The sequence below is a fragment of the Pseudooceanicola aestuariicola genome (genome assembly GCF_045763785.1).
Lineage (GTDB): Bacteria > Pseudomonadota > Alphaproteobacteria > Rhodobacterales > Rhodobacteraceae > Pseudooceanicola.
Map to the genome: position 1 here is coordinate 1,561,353 of NZ_JBJGSF010000001.1, position 22,891 is coordinate 1,584,243.

A 22,891-nucleotide genomic window follows, 5' to 3' on the forward strand; every position below is an offset into this window, starting at 1 on the left:
CCGGGTCGGTGAACTTAGAACCGCACCTGACAACGTAAGCCTGCGAGTGTTTCCAGATCAGGGTTTGGCACGGTGATCCGCACACCGATGGTCCCGCTGCGCGCGTCGATCACCCGGTCGATCACATCCACCACACCATCGACCTGTCCGCCCGTGGGTTCCTGAGGCAGCACGGTGACCTGATCGCCGATCTCGATGGTTCCCATCATCTCAAGCGGCAAAAAGGCCGAGACGTGCAGCGGATCAATCTCCGCAATCGTCACTACGACCGAGGATTCACTGACAAACTCGCCCGGAGAGAGCGGCGTTTCCACAACCACACCATCCAGTGGGCTGCGGATCGTACGCTGATCAAAGACCGCCTTGCTGCGTTCGTAATCCAATTGCGCCTGCGTTTTTTCCCGCTGCGCCGCTTCGACCTGCAGCCGCGCGATTTGCAGCGACGCACGGGCAGTTTCCAAATCCTGAAGCGACGCGACATTGCGGTCGTGTAGCGTTTCGACCCGCTGCGTGTTCAGCTTTTCGAAATCCAACCGTGCTTCGGCCAGCGCGATATCCGCGTCGTTCTTGGCACGCTCTTCCGATATCCGGACCGAGGCCGCCTCGATATCGCTATTCAGAACGGCCAGAACCTGACCCTTGGTGACGGTCATACCGCGATCCGCCTGAACCTCTTGCAGGATACCAGTAGAGCGAGAGCCGACATTGACGATTGCCTTCGGCTCAATCAGGCATTCATAGGTCCGCCCGTCCTGCGCCATCGCGGGCAGGCCGGTCAGAACGGCCAGCAAAGCGATCAGCTTACTCGGGCGCAGTGGACATGAACGATACGGCATTCCGGCATTCCTCGTCGAATTTCTGAATTTTGTCTCGCAAAGCGGCTTCATCTGCGGTCACGGCCAACAGGCGGCGTCGGGCGAGCCAGTGACCGGGGCGGGACCACCGGGCCAGCAGGCGGGCAATCCCATCCGGCACCTGCGTTCGTTTGGGGCGCGGGACATAGGCGATACGCCGGCAATCCCACGCCGCGGGCAGGGGCGGCCAATAGCCAAAGTGACGCGAGAAATAAGCAAGCGCTGTGCCGTCGCACAAGTGGTCCCGCAACATCGGCATGGGATCCCCAGCCGGGAACCACAGCAGCGGGCCGATCCTTTGCGGGCCATCCGGCGGCGTCGCCAACCGGTCGGCCACATCGGGCCGTTCCAAGGCGGCGGCAAGGGCTTTTGCTTCGGCGTCCGTCCCGCCGGTTAGGATGGGCAGCCACAGGCCATCGGCACGCGCGGGCAAGACGTCGACCACATGATCCGGCGCGAAAAGAAGGGCGTCAGAGCGGCGGACAGGTACGGCGTCGGTCCGCAAACCATAGACGGCCTTCATCTCGGACGCGTAGCGCCCGGCGTCATGAGCAAAACCCGCGTGCCGCGGATAGGTCGCGGCCATGCCCCGCAGCGTAATTCGTTCCACCGTGCGGCGCGCCCCGGCCTCAACCGCGCCCGCGCGAAGGGCAATCGCCCGCAGCGGATCAAGCGCGCCACCATCGCCGGTTCCCGGACCAAGCGGCTTTAGCGGGACCACGCCATGCTCCTCATCCAACCTGAAGTGCATGTCACGCTCCCACAGGTGAATGGCTTTCAGGGCCAAGGTCACGGTCAGTTCGCTGCGCGCCGCGTTGGACCATTCCGGCCCCATGCTGGAACACATGACAGCCAGCCTTTGACGGCCTTCGCGGGTCAGCGTGATGTCGTCTTCGCCCATGATCCAATCCCGCCGCCCCAGACGGATCGCAACACCAAAGGCGTCGAACAAAAAGCGGTCTTCCGGGGTGCTGGGCGCTTCTTCCGAAATCACCATCGAGGTCATCGCCCGTTCGCACAGGGTGTCATGGGCATCCAGCACCACCAGCATATCGGCCTGCCGCCGAAACAGCGGCTGCTGGTCCGACGCATCCAGCGCCAGCTTGGCAAACATGGCCCGTGGCCCGGTCCGACGAAAGGTCGCCATCCCCCGTGCGCGCAGATGATCCAGCGCCAGCTCTGACGCGCGGACAAAGACCACAGGGGAGCGATAGTTCAACGCCCTGCGGCGCATCCCGTCATCGGGCGTAATAGCGGCCCAGCCGACCTGCGCGGCTTCTAGCACCGGGGCCAGCGCCAGCGCGATCTGCGGGGCGTGGTCGTCAAAGCTGGTCACATGGCATTGCGCACCGCCCGCCGTGGCATCGATCAACAGCAGGGCCAGAACGATGTGCAGGTCCGTGGCGTCTTCCGGCGTCTCGACCGCACCGCCAGCGGCCAGTCGCCGGGCCATTCGGTGATGCCGTTCTTCTGGCGCGACGCCGATGCCGGCCTTCACCGCCTCGACCGCTTTGGCCGGATCGACGCGGCGGGACGTGCGCGGCACGCCCGGGGCAACGACCGGACGGCTGTGGGGCAGCGGCGGAACAGAGGCGGTGGCGAGCTCAGACATTGAACTGCCTCAGGAACAATTGCCGGAAGCGTCGGTAGACCTGAAAACCAACCGGTTCCGGGTCGTGCACGAACTTCACATGCACCTTCTGTCCGACGTCAAAGGCCACGGTGTCATCGTTCGGTTCCAGCTCGAAATGAAACAGGTCCTGCACGGCGCGGGGCATTCCGTCTTCGCCCGTGGTGACGGGGATTTCACCGCCACCCGCGGTCGACAGGGACATCGACGGCAACTCATCCGTCGCCGCCGGAACAGTGCGGACCAGCTGCGCGCCAATCTCACCCCCTTCGGGCGACACCGAATGCAGGCGGATGTCGCGCAGGGAATCCCGGACCAGACCGATATCCTGCTGACTGACGGCCACACGAACCGTCGGCAGGCCCGGCGGAATGACAAAGCCCAGACGATCCCCGCGACGCACGAAGCGGTCTTTCAGATCCTCGGCCACAGCCAAGGCAAAGCGCCCCTCGGAACTGGCCCGGATCGTCAGCTCATCAATATCCTCTTCGACGGCGGCCAACTGTTCGCGCAATTGCGTCAGCTCGACCGAGGTCAGGCGCAGCGCGACGCGGTCCGTGACGAAGTCCGAGCGGTATTGCGCGTCCATCGCGCGGATCCGCGCCTCAAGCCGGGCTTTCTGCGCCATAAGCGCGTCGTTATGTGATTGGATCAATGGGTCACCGACACGGACCAACTGCCCCTCAGCTGGCAGGACGGTGTCCACGAAACCGTCGGTATCGGCGATAATCTCCCCGTCTTCCGGGACCCAGACCACGCCAAAGGTCGCCGTGGTGCGCGGGGCAGGGACCAGAAGGATCAGCCCGACAATCACCCCAACCGCCAACCCGGCGCGAAGGACCACGCCGGTGCGCGATTTCTGCACCCGTGGCGATAGGAACAGGAACTTCAGCCCGCCAATCACCGGCAACAAAAGGAACTGCGCCACGGCCCAAAGGGCAAGCAGGATCCCGATAAAGAACAACTGATGCGCCACAGCCAGCGCGATAGCGGTGATGATGACGAACCGGTACATCACGGCGGCAATGGTGTAGAAAAACAGCCAGCGCTTTTCCGATGGCTCCGTCTCGGGCGAGGAGGCATCGTCGAGCCAAAGGATATACCTCTGGATCAGGTACTGCGTGTACCGCGTGCCCCGCGTGCCAAGGTTCGGGATCGAGATCAGGTCAGACAGGATGTAATACCCATCGAACCGCAGCAGCGGGTTAAGGTTGAACAACAGGGTCGAGACCGAGCCGATCAGCGCCGCATTGTACAGCGTGGCGCGCACGATGCCCGGTTCAACCTGCACCCAAAGCAGAAGGGCTATAGCGGCGATGAACGCCTCGACATACATACCACCCGCAGACACGGCGATGCGGCGCAGACGGGTCGGGAATTCATTGGCCGCGGTCGCATCGACATACGGAATGGGGATCATGACAAGGAACATGACACCCATTTCATGCACCTCACCGCCCCATCTTTTGACGGCCAGCCCGTGGCCGAATTCATGGCACAGCTTCATGACCGCAAAAACCACGGTCATCAGGATCAGGTTTTCCGTCGACAGGACCCGATCCATGAAGTTCGCAGTGAGCGGTTCGAAATTCAGGACGGCGGTCCATCCGGCCCAGATCACGATGCCGAACCAGATCAGGAACCCAAGGCGGGAATAGATCATCCGGGCCAGTGGCAGCATCCGCTGCAACACGCGCTCCGGATCGAAAAAGGGCAGGCGGATCGCAAGGGGGGAGCGCATCTGTTGCAGGATCCGGCGACGCCGCAGCGCCTCGGACGTGGCAAACAGGCGGTCGGTGTCCGCACCGTCCCCGACAAGCTGCACCAACCCCGCGCCATGCAACTGCGCCATCAATCGCAGAACCGCGCTTTGTCCCGGCGCATCATCCTCCAGATGCTCGGTCGCGGCCTCCATCGCCTGTTCGACGGTATGGTTACCGTCCAGCAGCCCGACGAAATACCATGCCTCGGGCGTCAGGCGCACCTGCCGACCGGACAGAGAGTCACGCAGGACGAACCACAGGTTGCCGCGCACCTCTTGCCGATCCACGCGGGCCTGATCCGACAGGCGCGGCGTGGAGCGTGCCAGCTGATGCCAATAGGGGTTCTGGAATTCGTCAGGCCCGCCACTCATGGCAACCATTTCCACAACTGAACCCGCGCCCAGTTGGTGGCACGACGCGTCCAGATCCAGATCAGCAGATGTTCGCCGCTTCCAATCCGCGCCGCACCTTCCATGCCGGGGCGTAATTCGGGCGTTTCCCCGGTCAGCGTCGCTTCGACCCGGAAGGCGTTCTTGCCTTCCTCGGGCAACGTCACAGCGGTGATCTTGGTCACTTCGACCGGGAAGGGACGATCGGGAAAAGCCGAAACCAAAACCTCGCCCGTCTGCCCCACGGCGATATGCGAGATGTCTTCTTCGCTGATCAGCAGGATCACACGGTACCGATCCAAAGGCGCGATCTGGAACAGCGGATCGCCCAGCCGCACACCGCGCCCAAGCCCCTGACTAAGATCACCGGACAGGATCACGCCATCAAACGGCGCGCGCAGGGTCGCCAGTTCAATCTGACGCTCGACCAGCGCAATCTGCACATCGGCTTCTTCGGACTGAGCCTCGAAAATCTTGGCCTGCGCGATGTCACGGTCCGCAAGGGCGCGCTGCCGCTCGGCCTCGTGCTGGACACGGCGATTGCGCCAGGCCGAAAGCTCTAGCTGCAGTTCGCGATCATCCAGCGCGGCCAGCACATCACCTTGTTGCACAAGATCGCCGGGACGCGCGGCTTCTGTGGCGATATAGCCATCGAAGGGGGCCGCAACGACCCGCTGCACCTCGCCTTCCAACGACGCTTGGGCAGGGACGTCGAAATCACTGTGGTAGGTGGCAAAGAAGATCGTCAGGGCGATCAGCGTTAGAACCGCCAGCTTGCGCCCCAGATAACCGCGCCCCAGCAATCGCCCCAGATGAGCCCAGACGACTTCGCCGCTTTTGGTGATCAGCCAACGCTCTTCCCGCCGCCGCAGATCAAGGATCTGTGCCGACACCGCGCTGGTCGCCTCCAACGCGTCGATATCGGCATCGCTGACCACCTTGTCGGGCGGGAATTCAGCCGTGACCGCGCCGATGATCCGCTTGTTGTCGTGCAGCGGGACAGAAACCACCGGGCCGGACGCGCCGAGTTTCTGCGACAATTCCCGATGGCAGGCGGTGACCGCATTGTCGTCATCGGCAGCCGGAAAGACGACTATACGCCGCTGATCAATCGCCTCGTCCATCGCATTGCCGATACCCCGGACAAGGTTCTGACGGCGGGAAATTTGTGCGCTGTGACTGACCGACAGCACCTTTGAACGATAGCGTTTCCTCTGGCCAAGCGATACGCGCGTGGCCCCCAGCCGGGTTGCCGCTTCGGTCGTGAAAGCCAGTGCTGCCGCGCCCGCGCTGTCGTGTTCCAGTGAGACGCCGACAAGGTCCAGAACCGTGGCAAGACGTCCGGCGGTATCCTTGACGGTCTCACGCTCTTGATGGGCGAAACGCCCTTCCAGCCAGCTAGAGCCCCATTGAACCCGCCGTAACGCCGCCTGAAGGTCCGCCTCAGACGCATTCTGAACTGTGAAAGCCCCGACAGCGACGACCTCGTCCCCGGACTTCACGGGATAGGCAAAGGCATTTGTCCGCCCGTCCGCCTCCTGCGCACGCCGGACGACGCCACTGGCTTTTTTCAAGGCGGATTGGGCGGCTTTGATCGCCTCCGCCCCGGGAGGTGCCCCCTTGGGCCAGAAGGCGACGGGACGCAGGCGCCCGTCTTCGGCAAGCACCACAAGAACCGCATTCACGGCCCCCGGAAGTTGCCGGGCTTGCAGCGCCAGCCAGCTATCGAAAAAGACTTCGTCGTCCTCGTCTTCGGTCAGAAGACGACGCCAGAGCGCTGAATCCAGCTCGACCACTTGGTCGGCACGAGAGCTATGGGTCTTTTCCGTCATGACGGTCCGTGACCGCGTTCAGGTCAGCTTGCTTTCTGTTTGGATATCGCCTCGGCCGCGGCGGCGAGGTCGATGTTCACAACACCAAACCGGTTTTCATATTCCTTCATCACCGCCGCCAGCAGCGTCAGCAGGCGCTTGGCTGCGTGGGGGTTCAGGATCACCCGGTCCGAGAGTTGAACGCGCAGTTCACTGTCCTGTGCATTCCACGTCTGGTTGGTGCCAAAAAACAGCGTGAATTCTTCCCGGCTAGAGATGGCATTAACCACGTTTGCGTAGCTGGTCGACATCTGGCTGTCGTCCCAGGTCACGCTCGGACTGGACTTTTTCGCCGTGGCTTTCGCGTCTGACTTGCCTTCATCGGCCATGGGGTCTTCCTCCTTAAATTACGTGTATTTTTGAATGTTAGACCATCAGTCTAAGCAAAGCTATGCGGATGTTTTTGTGTCGATTTCCGGATAATTCAGGGGCCGGGCAACTTACCGGCCCCCTAAGCTGGGTCATTCAGCGGCATAGTCGTAGGGATCGGTGGTGACACCGTCCAGATTGTCCAACTCATAAAGGTAATCGGGACGATTGCCCTTCTTGCCGGACTTGCCATTGGTCGGTTCAGGATCAGCGACCCAGTCGATGTCACCATCGGTTTCAATCGCAACGTCTTCTCCGGTTTCATCGGCAAAACCTGCATCCGCGGTGGTAAAGCTTAGCCGCTCACCTTCCGACAGGGTCGGGTCCATCACGGTACCATCGGCGGCGCCGGTGTGGTCCTCACCCAGCGCGTGGCCGATTTCGTGGATCAGGGCCGACAAAAGATCAATCCCGTCAGGACCAGTGCCGTCTTCGAACTCGACGTCATCACCGGGGGTTTCATCGATGAACCATCCATGGCCGGCCGCGTCCGCATCGACATAGATCGTGCCATTGTCTTCCTGCGCCAGCGTGGCACCGTCGAAGTCGGCGATGACAAAGTCTTCGACCGAAATCCCAAGGTCTTCGACCGCGACGCCCAGCTCATCCGCCCACATCTGCAAGGCGACCGCTGCCATTTCGGCCAGCTGTTCCGCATCCAGTGCGTCTTGGGCTGCGATACCCTCGCTGATGCTGTCTGCGACCAGCGCTTCGGCCTCCGGCTCACCACCATACGCGGGATCGTCGCCGCGCACGGTGACCGTCTCGAAGCTGGCAGCGCCATCCAGCGCCATCACCCCGACACCACCGTCGTTCAGGATCGCGCCATAGGCGTGACCGACAACGGACGTGCCATCTAGCGAAACACTGACGCCAGAGCCCAGCATCCGCACGACCAGCGTATGATCGCCCGACCCGGAAAGGTCCACATCGGCGCTGACGTCGATATTGACGCCGCGATCCGTCACATGGCCGATGACCACCTGACCCAGCGCGCTGTCCAGGGCGGCGAACTTGAAGTTGGTGTCCGAGTAGTAGTCGAAGACCACGCCAGCGGTATCGTCGGTCTCAAAGACGCTTTCCACTTCGACCATCGAATACAGCGCCACGTCGATCGGCGTCGCCGCCAGCGCAAAGCCATCGCTGACAGCAGCATCAAGGCGGCCGCCCGATACGGACCACAGCCCGGATTGCGCCGAAAGATCGCCCATGTCGGCATCAAAGCCATAGGTGTTTTCGAAGGTGATGACCGGCGGCAGTTTCTGCACCTGCCAGTTGTCAAAGGACGCGCGGGCCCCGTTGGTCGCCAGACCGATATAGCCGTCATTCAGCGGATCGCCAAAGTTGTGGCTGGTCGCGTTCTGACCGTTCACATAGATCGTCGCCAGCGTGCCGTTCAGCGCCACGGTCAGGTTGTAGTTCGTCCCATCCCGCATCTGCATGTTGGACTGGGTCAGAACGTTCCAACCATCAATGGTCCGTTCCCCGATCTGGATCTTGTCGGTGGCCGCATCAACACCCGCGAACTTAAACGTGTTCTCGTCTTGGTAGTCAAAGATCACAAAGCCGTTCGATCCCCAGCCCTGCTTGTCCTTCTCCATGTTCACGGTCGCCAGCAGTTCCATGTACTCGGGCTGCTGTTCGCCCAGATGGAACAGCGACACCGCTTCTTCACCAAGGATCACAGGGTCGGCGTCAAAGCTGCCGGATTGAACCTGCCAGGTTCCCGCGGTTGCGGCGAAGCCTTGGGCATTGCCGTTGCCGCCGCCGTTGCCACCGTTTCCACCGCCGCCACCTTGCAGCGGCTCATCCGAGAAGAGGGCGCGGCGCATGATTTCACGCTTGCCCTGGATGTTGCCAGCCTGCGGGTCTGCCGGTGCGCCGGTCTGGTCGCCCCAGTCAAAGTCCTGCTGACGGACCATGCCAAGCTCACCGAAGGGCTCAAGGTTGCGGTCGGCGTCCGGATCATAGGTCTTAACGTCCTCGGACTTGTGTTCGAGGTAGAGCCCCAGATCGGGTCCGGTGCGATCCGCACCATCGGCTTCGGAGAGGTCCAGCAGATATTCGGCCAACTGCGGCTGGAGAGAGCGGGAGATGTGGAAGGCGCCGAACGGGCTGAAGGGCACGATGTAAGAGTTGAACTCGCCCACCCAGTCGATTGACCGGTCCGCACCGGTGTTCAGGATCAGAACATCCCGACCCGCACCGCCATAGGCAATGTCGCCATAGGCCTGATAAGCATCCGGATCGTCGTTGAGCATCCCATTTGTGTTATGCTCGTCATCCATGTTCAGCAGGTCGTTGCCACGCCCGCCGTACATGTTGTCACGGCCCGTGCCGCCCACGATCCAGTCATTGCCGAGATCGCCAAAGATGCGGTCATCCCCGTCATTCCACAGCGTGACACCATCGACTGGGAAGCCAAGGTATTGAGAGTCACCTGCGGCGATGTCCGCTTCGGTCTGACCTTCGCCTTCGGTTTCGAAGTTCAGGATGAACTCGATGACACCGTCAGGCAGGACGCCTGTTTCAGGATCGAAGTTGTAGGCGGCGATCAGCACCTCGATCGGAACCGACAGGCCCGTTTCGGTGTCGACAAACACACGGTCACGCGGGTTGTAGCTGTCGTAGGCGGCGAATTCCGCTTCGAAGTTACCGAAGTTCTGATGCACGTCGTCGCCGGTCATCTTGCCTTCGTGGCGCAGAATTTCACCGGGGTTGTACAGGGCAAACGCCGACCAGAAGGGCAGGGGCTGCGCCGGGTTCTCGGCGTCAAACAAGCTGGAGCCGTTCTGCATCGACGCAAGCAGCGTGTTGATGGTGGTGAAGTCAGAGCCAGCAGCCGAGTAATAGAAGGGCAGGGCCTCAGCGCCCGAGACCGCGTCATCACCTTCACCGCCGTGGATCCAATCGGACTGCCAGCCACCAAAGATGATGTCGTTGAACTGCTGATCACCCGCGTCCGTTCCGGTGCGGAAGGCCAGCAGATCGGCTTCGACATATAGCGCACCCTCGATGTTGATGATCGAGCGTTGCAGATTGCCGGGGGTCGAGATCTCCTCGTTGACCTGAAGCGTGTGGTTGATCCCCCAGAGCGTTTCGACCATCAGCTCTTCGCCGTTGCCGTTCGCTTCGAGCGGGATGCGCGCCTTACGTAGCAGGCCGTCATCGCCAAGGATACCGTCCTGACCGGTGCCACCGTAGAGGATGTCGTTGCCGCGTTCGCCATGCAGCGCATCGTCGCCCGCATTGCCGAACATCACGTCATCGCCGGTCTGACCATGCATGAAGTCGTCGCCAGCCTCACCATACATCAGATCGCCCGCGCCATAGCCCGTGGTATCCAGCGAAGACACCATGGTGAAACGCGACATAAACTCGGCGCTAGCGTCAAAGTTCGCGTCGTAGCCGTAGTCCAGCAGCGTAACCGCCCGCGGGATGATCAGGTCCGTGGTAGAATCGTCGTAATCGAAAGACTCGTAGGACAGATCAGCGGCGATGATGCGGTAGATATTGCCGTTGTCGCCCAGCATCGTGTCTGAATCGAAGCCATGGTCGTGATCGTCAGTGGCACCGCGTGCCAGACGTTCCGCCACACCGGCGGCACCGTACATCAGGTCGGCCCCGTCCGGGCGCAGCTCATCCGGGCCCGTCATCAGACCATCGGTCGCCAGACCGAACAGCGACGAGGACCCGCCGATCATATCATCGGACCCAAGGTTGCCGTACATCCGGTCGTTACCGGCGCCGCCTTCCATGTAGTCGTCGCCATCGTCCGTGGACTCGGCCACGCGGAAGTTCAGACCATAGGCAGTGACTTCATCGACGTTCAGCGCGACGTAATCGTAGGGTTCAGAGGTGTCTCCACCCTCATCATCCAGATCAGAGGGGATAAAGAACGACGGATCCGCGCCCTGCGTCGGATCAAAGTTGCCAGCCTGATCCAGCGGCGCCACGACCAGTTCGATCGCGCCGTCACCCTGCATGATGTCGTCGCCCAGCTGGCCCCACATCTCATCATCGCCAGCGGCACCGGCCATGATATCATTCCCGAAGGCATGCGCATCACCGGGGGCACCTGCCGCACCGTTCTGAATGTCAATGTCGTGATCCAGAATGGTCACGTCCCGACCAGCAATAAAGCCGTTGGCCACGTGATCCGGGTTGTTCTGGTCCACCCCGGCAATATTGGCCGTGATCGCCTCGTCAATCGAGATCGTTTCAGCCGCGTACCCATCCACGTCATAGGTCGAGATGGAGTACATCGCGCCGCCCGGACCAACCAGCTGCATCCGCGGCGAGGTATTTTCGATCTGGCGTACGATAGCGGCGTTGTCACCCGCCATGACGTCGGCACCGGTGCCGCCGTCCATGACGTCGTTGGTGTTGTCCATATCCAGCGGGGTCATCCCGGCCAGACCGTCCGCCAGCAGATCGTAATCATCGCCGGTCAGATCGCCGTCCTGTTCATCGATGCCATCTTCGACATTATGGCCACCGATCATGTCATCGTTGCCGGTGCCACCGAACATCACGTCGTCACCTTGCTGGCCCATCATGACATCATCGGCTCCGTTGCCGAACATCATGTCACCTTCGCCGCCATCAGCGGCCGTGATGAACTGAGACAGCACAAAGTCGTTCCAGGTGACGGACGTTCCAGCCGCCGCAGCCCGCGCCACGTCGTCATACAGAACGCCGTGGTCGCCCAGCATCAGGTCCGCGCCGTCAGGGTCACTTTCGCTAGCACCGCCGCCCAACAGACCGCCGTCGCCGCTGTCACCCCACATCAGGTCGGCAAAGGTGCCGCCCATCAGCGCGTCGTCGCCGCCGTTGCCGAACATGGTGTCGTTGCCACCGTCGTTCTGGTCGGTGGTGATGATGCGGTCACGGGTGCTCAGGTCGATGTCCAATTGGACCGACGCGCCGCTTGCACCGGATTCAATGCTATCCAGCGCATAGTTGATCTCGGCATTGTCGCCCATCAGGATGTCGTTGCCTGAACGGCCAGCAGTCAGCCAAAGAAGGGCGGCGCTTTGCTCACCATACAGGTTGTCGCCAAAGGCCCCGCCGATGACGATATCGTCGGCATCGTCGCCCGCCACGGTGTCAGACCCGCCCAGCGATGGATCGGTCGTCTGGATGGTGTCGACATAGCTGGTGGACGTATCTTCCACACCCCCGAACGTGTCGTGATCGTTGTAAGTGATCAGACCGTAGTCACCCAGCAGGATATCGTCGTTGCCGCCCGCCCAGGTGTTGTTCATCGCCAGCGCATTACCAGCGTAGTAGATGTCGCCGTAGATCTGGTCGCCCGCCGTTCCACCAAGGGCAACGTCATTGCCCTGATTGCCGAAGATCAGGTCCGACGCGCCAAGCTCGGCAAAGCCAGAGCCCGGATTGGTCAGATTTGTGGCGATGGTTTCACGTTCACGGTCAAACGGGTTCGTGGTGTCATATGTCACCTCGCCTTCGTCACCCAGAATGATGTCGTCGAACGTACCGCCAAGGCCGACAAGGGCAGGGGCGTCTGCCTCACCATGCAGCAGGTCGCCCAGCACACCGCCGATGATGACGTCAGACCCGTCGTTGCCTTCGATCGTGTCGGCACCACCGTCCGCATCGGACAGATCGGTCGAACGGATCTGGTCCAGCACAGCGACGCTGAGCGTCGGCAGATTGAAGGTCCGGTTCAGAACCTCGCCCTGGTCACCGATCAGCAGATCGTCGCCTGCGCCAGCGATCAGCTCTCCATCAAGATTGTCGCCATAGATTTCATCGGCCGCGGTGCCGCCCATCGCGGTATCGTCACCCTTGTTGCCAAAGATGAAGTCGCCCGCACCCAAGCCAAACTGGGTTGTACGGATTTCGTCGATGGTGCTGCTGTCGTTGGTCAGACCATAGCGCGCCTCTTCCTCGCGGTAGCGCACCTCGCCCTCATCCCCCAGGATCACGTCACCAAAGCTACCGGTGCCGCCCATATGAAGGCTGTTATCCGCCTCGCCATACAGATGATCGCTCAGCACACCGCCGATGATGATGTCACCGCCGTCACCGCCTTCGATCGTGTCCGCGCCGCCATCGGCGTCAGCGGTATCCGTGGACCGGACATAGTCAATTTCTGACGTGTCGGTGCCAGAGACGTTGAAATACTCGATCTCACCCTGGTCACCGATCAACAGGTCGCTTCCGGGCAGGACGTCGGCGTCTTGATTATCACCAAAGATGGAGTCCGCCCCGGTGCCACCGATCCCGATGTCCGACCCTTGGTTGCCTTCGATAATATCCGCGCCGCCCAACGCAAACTGCGTGGTGTAGATACGGTCGCGTACGTTGATCCCATCATCGAAGGTAAAGAGCACGACGCCCTCGTCCCCAAGGATCATATCGTCATCCAAGCCACCCGTCAGACTGTCGGTGCCGCCATTGCTGACACCGCCGATGATCACGTCATTGCCCGCGTTGCCGCGCACCGTGTCACCGCCGCCCTGCACGTTGCTGGTGGCGTTGGAGGCCACCGCCCGGATTAGGGCTTCGGTCAGGGCGACGAAGCCCTGATCGCCGATGACAACATCAATGCCATCGTCGTCGGTCGATGCATTGTTGCCCGCGATATCCGCATCGCCATAGACGACATCCGCGCCACCACCGGCCAGAATGATATCCGCATGTGCGCCGCCCGAAATCAGGTCGGCATCGCCAGCCGCGACATTGGTCAGCGTTTCGACCAGATCCAGCGTCAGCTCAAGCGGACCGCTATCAAGATCGATGGTCAGATGCTGGTCATCGCCGACCAGATCGCTGTCACCCCAGAACAGCGTATCAGCCCCTTCGGCCACGTATGTCAGGTATCCATCGTCACCGACGATGATGTCACGCTGCGTGATCTCTTCGTTGACGCTGGTCGCATTGACCTCGCTCAGCCCGCCATCCAGCGTATCCATGCCGAGGCCGCCAAACATGATGTCGGCCGCGCCGCCACCGGTGATCGTGTCATCGCCGTATTCGGTCGCCAGCACCGTGGCGCCCAGATTGACGATGCGAACATCGTTCAGGTCGGTCGAAATTTCGGACAAGAAGCCCTTTTTCAGGCGCAGCGACAGCAGACGCTCCATCTGGCCAAAGTCACCCAGCAGCACGTCAGGTGACTGAGGATCATCCGCGCCTTCTGCATCGCCCGAAATCTGGTCGCTTCCGGTACCGCCAAAGACGGTATCTTCACCCAGACCACCAAAGATGATGTCGCCATCTCCGTTACCAGTGTCCGTGGTAAAGGCGTAGGTCATCAGCGAAATGCCGATGTCGCTGTCATAGGTAAAGTCGGCCTGACCGTGATCGCCAAAAATCAGGTCACGTCCACCCTGACCGTCGATCGTGTCTTCGCCGTCGGTCGCAACATCATTGGTGCCGCCAAAGATCACGTCATCGTCGATACCGCCGATCAGGTCATCAGCACCGCCAATGGTCGGATCGATAGTGCTAAGCTGATAGGCGTCGAAGGTCGTCGCCATATAGCTCGATGCGACGCCCTCATCAAACACGCGGTTCGTGTCACCGTTCTCAAAGACGATGATCTCACCATTGTCCCCGAACAGCACGTCACGCCCGGCAGAGCCGCGCAGGCTGTCGTGACCGTCGTTGCCCAGCAGGAAGTCCGTGCCCGAGCCGCCAAAGCCCCAGTCGTCGCCCCCGTTGCCGAAGATCACATCGGCGCCTTTTTCGCCGATCATGACGTCATTGCCAGAACCGCTCAGCGCGCGTCCGGCGCGGTCGGTGGTCTGACCCGCAACAAAGCGGTCCGTCATCACGTTCAGGTCGTCGAACTGATCGCCGCGCAGAACGTCATTGCCATCTTCGCCCAGCAACGTGTCATCCCCGGCACCGCCTGAAATCACGTCAGCCCCACCGCGGCCCGGTGCCACGATGGATTTCTGCGTCAGCCCGTCACCTGCATCCAGATCCACAACGGTCTGACCGGTTTCTAGATCAACGTAGGTATTGCTGGCACCCGCAGTGACGACCGAACGGTTCGCCCCTTCACGGATATCGCTGTCACCCCAGACAAAGTCATTGCCGCCATCGCCCGAAATCCAGTCATTGTCCGCACCGCCACCGATAACGTCATTGCCGTCTGTGCCCACGGGGGCCTGAAGCAGGGGCAGGGAGTCGCCGTCCGTTTCAAGGAAGCAATCGGCATTCAGCACCAGATCAAGGTCACCCCAGATCATGTCATCGCCAAGCGACCCGGACAGCGTGTCGTTGCCGCCGCCACCGGCGATGATATCGTTGCCTTCGCGCGCCCAGACGACGTCGTCATCATCGCCACCGCCGATCACGTCGTTGCCAACGTCACCATCGATCAGGTCCGCACCGGCACCACCCAGCAGGGTGTCGTTGCCGTCTTCGCCAAGGATCGTATCGTTGCCGCCATCGCCCTTGGCCCGGTCATTGCCCGTACCGGCAATCAGCACATCCGGCGCCGCACCACCGACCAGCAGGTCATCGCCCTCGTCGCCAAGGATCGTGTCGGACATCGCGCCGCCGACCAGCGTGTCATTCCCGACGTCACCCTTCAGATCGCCGGCAATCATCACCGCACCCTGAGAGGGCCCGGTGCCGCCGACATAATCCGCATAGGTCGTGCCATCCATGAAGATGGCATCGCTTTCCAGACCGGCACGGCCCAGAACAAGGCTGTATTGACTGGAGTTGCCATAGCTTTGCTGGCCAACGTGCTGACCATCGATGATCGCATCGACCAGGACTTCGTTACCGCTTTGGTAGACAAAGAAGATTTCGTCTACGTCATTCAGGGTAACACTCGGCTCACCTTCGTACTTACGCTCATAAGCGTAGTCGCCCATGTTCAGGCGCAGGATATCGCCCTCGCCAGAGGCAAGGATCGGATCCGGGCGGCAGATAATGTCTTCGTCGATCAGCGGCAGTTCGGGACCAAAGTACCAACGCTTCTCGAACAGGCCGAACAGCGCTTCGACATAGACGAACAGCTTGGCCTCAAGGAACACGCGATAGTCGAAGATACACAGGATGTTACCGTCGTTCGCTGCAATGTTGTCCGCAATCTCGCTAAAGCGGACCTTCAAGTCACCGTTCGGGTCGTTCCAGTCCACCGTGAAGGTGCCGAACAGACCACCGCCGACGCCCGCCTCGGCCACACCGATATTAAGGGCGAGCGCGGCTGTGATTTCGCCATACAGTGTAATCTCGGGGCTATCGACGCCCGGGTTTTCAAAGCTGTCATCCAGGAAATAGAACCCGTCAAAGACCGCGCCGAAGTTCTTGAAATCACTCTCGGCAAACTTGCGGATCCCGTAGGTATCAAAGGCGACGTCAAAGTCGAACGTGGCCGAGAAGGCACCGCCAAGGGTCACGCCAATCGGGCCCCAAATCGAGAAGAACTGACTGTATTCAAAGCCAAAGACCAGCGGCGGCAAGTCCAACCCGATCAGCGTCGCATCACGACCAAAGAGCAGGCCAAGGATCTGCGTCGGATCCTCAAGGAACGGGAAGACAAGCCCCGCGCCACCCGAGGTCGAGCTGTTGCTGTTGAGCAGGCCAGTCCCGCCAGAGGTTCCGCCGGATAGAGTGTTCAGGCCCGACTGCAACGACCCTTCGGTCAGAAGCCCGTCAAAGACATCCAAGCCCGGGATGGCACCGATGATGCTGCTGAACGCCTGCGTCGGATCCGTAAAGCTGGTAAGGCTTGCAGGATTGGTCAGATCAACACGCTCGTCGCCGACACCTTCACTTTCACCGCCCAGTGAGAAGCTGTCGATGCCGAACACGCTGTGCCCACCAACAAGCCAGATGACCAGCGCGCCTTCGTCAACGTCCAGCGCAGCCAGATCGTTCAGGATGCCGACGATCAATTCAATCGCATCGACAAGCCCTTGGTCCACAACGCCAAACTGTGCCGCGATATCCAACAGCGACACTTCACCATTCAGGTCAGAAATGACCGGGATCGGATCCGTCAGCAGGTTGATCAGCGGCAGAATCGGTTCGATATACGTGTTCACAAAGGACACGACCGGCTGCAACGTGTTGGTCAGGAATTCACCGACATCCAGCCCGACATCGTTGAACGTCACCTCCGGCAGCCCCGGCAGGCCGGGATCCGTCATCCCGATCCAATTGCCAAAGCCAACCTGCAGTCCGAGATCTGCGATGATCGAGGGGAAGTTGCTGGCGGCACCGTCCGGGATGAAACCGCCAACGCCCAGACGCGCATCAAAGTTGATATCGACACCAACGCCATATCCGACATCGAAGGATGCGGTCGGAATATCGGCGATCCCAAGCGTCCCGCCGTCGGCGATGATGTCAAAGGCGAAATAGCCGAATAGATCGTTGTTCTCCAGCGTCTCCCAATCAATCTCGATGGATTCGCCGGTCGCGTTTCCGTCTTGCACGGTCCCGTTGCGTTCATTGTCCAGTTTGGCCGACAGGAACCCGAGCGATATCGTCGTCTCATCCGGCAGGTTCAGCGCCGCTTTCAGCTCGATTTCGGCCTCATCGCCGTCGGCCAGGCCGACATACAGGCCTTCGTCAAGGTTCAAACCGATGGTGAAGAAGATGTCCCACATGAAGCCAAGGGTGACATTGTCTTCGATCTCAAGCCCAAGGCCGGGCAAGCCGAAGCTGACATCGGGCAGATCAACTTCGTAGGTGTCGCCAAAGTTGAACACGACTTCGAAACCATGCGCCTGCTGGATCAGGTCCAGAAGGTCGGTGAAGGTTCCTCCGACCTCGTTGATATCAAACGAAGATGTGGCCGTCTGGATCAGGTCCGCCAGCGTATCGCCCGCGTCGTTCACAAACCGCAGCGCAAGCCCAAAGGCTTCATCGGTGAACTGCGACAGCGTATCGTTCAGGATCGCCAGAATATCCTCGAAAACGCCCGCAAGGATTTCGGGCGACTGGTCAATCAGGTCGGAAATCGGCGCGATCAGGTTGTTACGAATGTCATCAAAGAACTGGCCCGCATCTTCGAACGCATCGCCGACCAGCGGGATGTCCCCGATGCCATCAAGGCCCAGAAGTTCGCCAGTGAACAGATCGCCAAGCGAGCCAAACACAAGGTCCAGACCTTCGACAAACAGCTGGATCGTGTCGAGAAGGCCAAGGTTGTCTAGGAAATCATCGCCGAACAGGGTGCCCAGCAGATCGAAATCGGGAAGCTGCAGGTTGGTGAAGACCTCTTCCAGCGTACCGAAATCGAAATCACCCGGATCAATGAAGAAATCGAGGTCTTCGAAACTGTCGACGATCGCGTCAAACGACAGGTTGCCGATAAAGGTCGAGGCGCCGCCAAACTGAACGAAGACAGGCAAGACCGCATCGAAATTGAAATCGATGTCCAGCACGTCCGCGGTGTTAAAGATGTCGTCAAACACGCTGGCAAAGTTGTTCGCGCTGTCTGGGTCCAGCACCTCCAGCAGATCAAGCCGGTTGTTCGGAACACCCAATGCGGCCATGTCGAGAGAGAAGATCTCGTTCGTGATGCTGTCGCCGCCCAGACGCAGCGACCCGCCATCGATCAGGGCCGCCAGCGGACCAAGAGCCCCAATAAAGCTGACCTCGGAGGCCTCGGCCTCACCCGTGATCGAAATGCCGGTGTTCGCGGTATCGATGAACAGCGCGTTCAGCGGATTTGTGATGTCGACACCGAAGGCTAGGTTTACATCGGCCCCGAAATTCGCCGCAAGGTTGGCGGCGCCCGACAGGTCGGCAATCCGGTCAATTCCCGGCAGTTCGAAAGCATCCCCGATCAGGTCGGCCAGAGAGAAGTTGATGGGCAAGGTGCCGCCAAAGTCGCGGTCAAAGCCAAGGTTAAAGACCAGCGCACCGGGCGAATTCACTTGGAATTCAATCAGGTCACTGATGCTGCCCGGGTCGACGCCAACCGCTTCAAGCGCCGCATAGACCGCGTCGGTCAGATCCTGAACCGTGTCCACCTCGAATTCGAGAACGGAGTCGATGACCCCTTCGATCCCCGAGACAAAGCCAAGAGCTTCGGACAGGTCCAGACCGACGAAGGGCAGGGCGGTGCCAAGGAACTCAAGGTCCATCACCCCTTCAAGGAAATCCCCGGCCTGCTGGAATGCGTTCTGAACATCGCCAAAGTCGAAGGCAAAGAAGGCCGCAAGGTTTTCATCCAAAGACCCAAGGCCGGGCAGGATAATATCCGACGGGTCAAAGGCGACGATATCGTCCACCGACAGCGTAAACTCTCGCTCGGTCGCATTGGCAATCGCGCCGATATAGGCGGCGATATCATCCAGAACGCCGCCAGACCCGGAGACATTCACGCCGCTGAACGTCAGTTCGACATCCCCGCTGACCGCGGCCCCCAGACCACCGCTTAGGTTCGCATCCGGCGCGCTGGTCAGCCCAAGGAACTCCATCCACGTCAGGCCTGCGTCCACTGCGTCGGTGTTGGTTCCGTCGTACAGCTTGCCGCTGGCGGCATCGAAAAGGGTCTGGAACCCAATCGCATTGTCTTGGCCCAGAACAGCGCCCCCGCGCAGCGTACCACTGACGTCGGCGTTGGCGGTGCCGGACACGCCGGCGGAAATGCCAAGGAAGCCGAGGTCAACTTCGCCAAAGCCGCTGGCCACAGCGTCAATCGCAGCCGTGATCGTGATATCCGCCGCAAAAGCACCCGACACCGGCGGGGCCACGGCACTGGCGCCGTTTTCAAGGCCCAGAATACGTTCTTCATTGTCCGCGCCGTTGTCGTCCAGTTGACTGATCCGGATCGACGCCACATCGGAACTGATGGCCGCGAAGGTCAGGCGGCTGCCTACGGTCCCGGCCGCAACAAAGCCGTCAATCGCCGATCCGGCGATATCAGCGTTCATGTCGGCAATGATATCCGCGATAGAGCCGTTACCCGCATCAGAGATATTGATCTCGTGCGACAAAAGCGTGCCGTCGGTCTGTGTGACCTCTAGCAGGAAGACCAGATCGGTCCGGTCGACACCGCTGACCTCGAACTGGCCCGAAGAGGCCAGACCGGTGGTCAGAACGCCCTCGATATTGCCAAGGATACCAAGGTTGTCGGAAATGCTGATTGCATCCACATTCTCAAAGAACGACCGGACGATCAGCTGTTCGTCGTCATTGTCGAGCTCAAAATATTCGCCAAGCGTCACGCCATCCGACACTTCGACCGCCTGCAGCGCGTCGCGAATATCGGCCAGAAGATCGCTTGGGCTTTCGTTATCACGCTCGTCCGCTTGACCTTCGATCATGCCATAGGTGGCCGAGGCCGGGACGATCACATCGTAAGTTGTTTCCACCCCTTCGATGGTCAGCGTCACGTCGATCTCAAGATCGTTGGCAAGGATGCCATCCGCGGGCAGCCCGTCGACGGCAATACCAGAGAAGGAGATTTCGCGATCCCCGATCAACTGCACACGAGAGCTTAGGTCCGTATTCCGCAGGCCAAGTTCAGTAACGGCCACTGCGTTGGCGCCGCTCAGCTCCATCGACGTGACGGAGTCGTCCAGAAGAACCAGCTTGAACGCCCCATCGCCTGTCAGGGGCGCGCGCACATCAACACGGCCTGCACCGATGGCGACGTTGCCAGAATCCTCGGCCGCGGCAATGGCGGCTTCCAGATCGGCCAGCAGGTCATCGATATCGCCATTCCCGGAATCGGTCGCAAGCGACACGGTATAAGTGGTGCCGTCCAGAACCAGATCGAACTCGGCCGTGCCGCTCAGCACGCCGTTGTCGGGCAGGGGAGAGACATTCGCCGTCTGACCATTATTAAACCCGAGCGCGCTAAAGTCGTTCGGGTCCGTATCGTCGATCTCAACAATTTTCAGGAAGGTATTGCCGGGCGCCCGGATCGAAATCCTGTCACCGTCGATGTTGTCGACGACAATCGTTGGACGTTCGCCCGGATCGAATGTCGTGTTGATCGCGTCCGTGATCGCCGTTTGCAGCGCTGTCGCCAGCGCATCAAGCGAGGCATAGCCGCCCCCTTCGGCGGGCACCGATACATCGAACGCGGGCAGGCCGTTGACCTGCAGCTTGAACCGCGCGGGGTTCGAGAAATTCAGATTGACCCGCGACCCGCTGCCATCATGCAGGCTGATCAGGCCCAGCCCGACCTCGCTGGACGCAATCGACACTTCGGTCGCGCCGCCCAGGTCGATGCCCATCAAGAAGCTTAGCGTCAACGCGCCGTTGATATCGATGTCGCCATCGAAGTCGAAGTTCTCAAGCGGACCGAAGTTGAAGTTAAAATCCAGATCCTGGTCCAACAGCTGGGTGCTGTTGCCGAATTCCAAGTTGAACTCCAGAACGCCAAGGTCGTCGTTGAACGACAGGCCAACGAGCGGCGTATTAAAGGCCGTTTCGACCAGCGACTGAAGGCTGTCGAACTCTGGCAGCAGTGCGCTAGCGGCGTTGCCCGTGCCTTCGGTGTAAAGCCCGTCGATCAGCGCCTGAACCGGGCTGGCCCAATCAAGCAGATCATAGGGCAGGGCGTCCGCAGGCGCATCATCAGGCAGCGATGCCTGCCCCAGCAGCGACACGTCATCGATGAACGGAATATCGAACCCAAACAGGTCAGGCGCGTTCTGGAACTGCAGCAGGAAGGACCGGAACTGCGCAATATAAGTCAGCAGTTCATCGGCGTTCAGGTTGGTGAACGGCTCAAACCACGCGTCAAAGTCCGTGCCGCCCAGGGTCACCTTGGGTGCGGTTCGCGGATCGACGCTGCCATCTTCGCTGCCGAACAGGGCACCAGAGGCAAAGATATCCGCAACGGTGACGTCAATTTCGAAGGAACGGCCCGCGAATTCGGTCGCAAGGGTGCTAAGCTCGCCCGAGCCGCCAAGCGCCGCGCTGGCGGTAAAGGACGCGGAGAGCGAGCCAGCCACATCGATATCCGCGTCATTCAAGGACAGACCGGACAAAGAGAACAGGCTTAGAAAGCCGGCGTTGGAGTAGGAGGCAAAAGCCTCCATCCCGAAATCACCTTCAACGTCGATCTCAAGAAACCCAAGCTGGGCATCGAAGGCCAGCCCGGTGACATCCGCTTCGGCCCCGAAACGCGCGTCCACGCCCGTTAGGCCAAGAGCGCCATTATTGTAGGTGATCGTCGTTTCGTCATCCGAGGTATCGCCCGGTGTCCCACCATCATCGAACGAAATCGAGACAAAGAAGGTGGCATCGGCCGAGAAGCTCATGCCAGAGGTCACGCTGATGTCCGGCATCCCGGCATCGCCGCTTTCATCCGCGCCGTAAATCAGGCTGAGAAGATCGGCATTGCGTCCAAAGTCCAGACTGAAGGTATCAGTCCGCTCCACTTCCAGTTCCAGCCCAAAGCTTAAAACGATGTTCCCAAAACCATCATCTTGGGTTGTCACACCAGTGGCATTTACGTCCAGCAGGTAGCTGGTCGTCGGTGTGCCAACCAGATTGTCATCCGGCATGTCGATGGCAACGCTGGACAAGCCATTGATATAATTAACAAACGAATCGAATGATATCCCAGCAAAGAAATCACCGGCTTGATCGATCAGCTGACTGCCAAATGCGTTACGGATCGCATCTGAGTGGCTTATTTCGCCGTCACCTTGATAGAAATCGTGCCAGTCATTCGCCGCGATATCGATACTGCTGGGTCCGACCAGATCGAAATCGCCGTCTTCCGCGATTTTTTCGGCAATCTGCATCAGCTCATCCAGCTCGACCGTCTGATGCGCGATGCCGCCGTCTTCGCGGTCCAGCAGGGCAGGTAGGTCGATATCCAAGGACCCAAGCGTGGCAGGGGTGGCTTCGATCAGATCGAGCGTGTTGAAGATCTCGATGAAGAGATCATCGAAATCCATCGACATGCCCGAAATGGCGTGCGGGTTGGCTAGAAAGGCGGCCTCGTAATCGCCGGCAAACGTATCAGCAGCCAGCAGCAAACGGGGCTCGAACTGCTCAACCGCGTATCGGTCCTGACCTTTTCGGGCACCGCCCAAAAGTC

At 60.4% G+C, this 22,891-nt stretch carries 6 protein-coding genes; all 6 read right to left on the minus strand.

Annotation, left to right across the window (positions count from 1 at the left end; genetic code table 11):
• Positions 1-14: 14 nt before the first annotated feature.
• Positions 15-836 (minus strand): efflux RND transporter periplasmic adaptor subunit, encoded by an 822-nt coding sequence (locus ACI3GR_RS07225; protein WP_407493409.1) that lies wholly within the window; start codon positions 834-836, stop codon positions 15-17.
• Positions 802-2,466, minus strand: coding sequence for a preprotein translocase subunit SecA (locus tag ACI3GR_RS07230; RefSeq protein WP_407493410.1), 1,665 nt, complete (start codon positions 2,464-2,466; stop codon positions 802-804). Before ACI3GR_RS07230 ends, ACI3GR_RS07225 begins: the two co-directional genes overlap by 35 nt.
• The gene (locus tag ACI3GR_RS07235) at positions 2,459-4,618 is read right to left on the minus strand and encodes a peptidase M50 (protein ID WP_407493411.1); all 2,160 of its coding nucleotides are present in this window, start codon (positions 4,616-4,618) and stop codon (positions 2,459-2,461) included. Before ACI3GR_RS07235 ends, ACI3GR_RS07230 begins: the two co-directional genes overlap by 8 nt.
• Entirely contained in the window at positions 4,615-6,468 is a 1,854-nt protein-coding gene (locus ACI3GR_RS07240; RefSeq protein WP_407493412.1) for a GAF domain-containing protein, read from the minus strand. The genes ACI3GR_RS07235 and ACI3GR_RS07240 overlap by 4 nt, the downstream gene beginning before the upstream one ends.
• A 23-nt stretch (positions 6,469-6,491) precedes the next feature.
• A complete protein-coding gene (locus ACI3GR_RS07245) occupies positions 6,492-6,836 on the minus strand; it encodes a DUF3467 domain-containing protein (RefSeq protein WP_407493413.1) in 345 nt (114 codons plus the stop codon).
• Between the two features lie 132 nt (positions 6,837-6,968).
• A complete protein-coding gene (locus ACI3GR_RS07250) occupies positions 6,969-22,829 on the minus strand; it encodes a hypothetical protein (RefSeq protein ID WP_407493414.1) in 15,861 nt (5,286 codons plus the stop codon).
• Between the last annotated feature and the right edge of the window lie 62 nt (positions 22,830-22,891).

Bases quoted from the DNA above. Each gene is read 5' to 3' on its own strand.
- ACI3GR_RS07225 (WP_407493409.1), bottom strand. From the start codon at position 836: ATGCCGTATCGTTCATGTCCACTGCGCCCGAGTAAGCTGATCGCTTTG.
- ACI3GR_RS07230 (WP_407493410.1), bottom strand. From the start codon at position 2,466: ATGTCTGAGCTCGCCACCGCCTCTGTTCCGCCGCTGCCCCACAGCCGT.
- ACI3GR_RS07235 (WP_407493411.1), bottom strand. From the start codon at position 4,618: ATGAGTGGCGGGCCTGACGAATTCCAGAACCCCTATTGGCATCAGCTG.
- ACI3GR_RS07240 (WP_407493412.1), bottom strand. From the start codon at position 6,468: ATGACGGAAAAGACCCATAGCTCTCGTGCCGACCAAGTGGTCGAGCTG.
- ACI3GR_RS07245 (WP_407493413.1), bottom strand. From the start codon at position 6,836: ATGGCCGATGAAGGCAAGTCAGACGCGAAAGCCACGGCGAAAAAGTCC.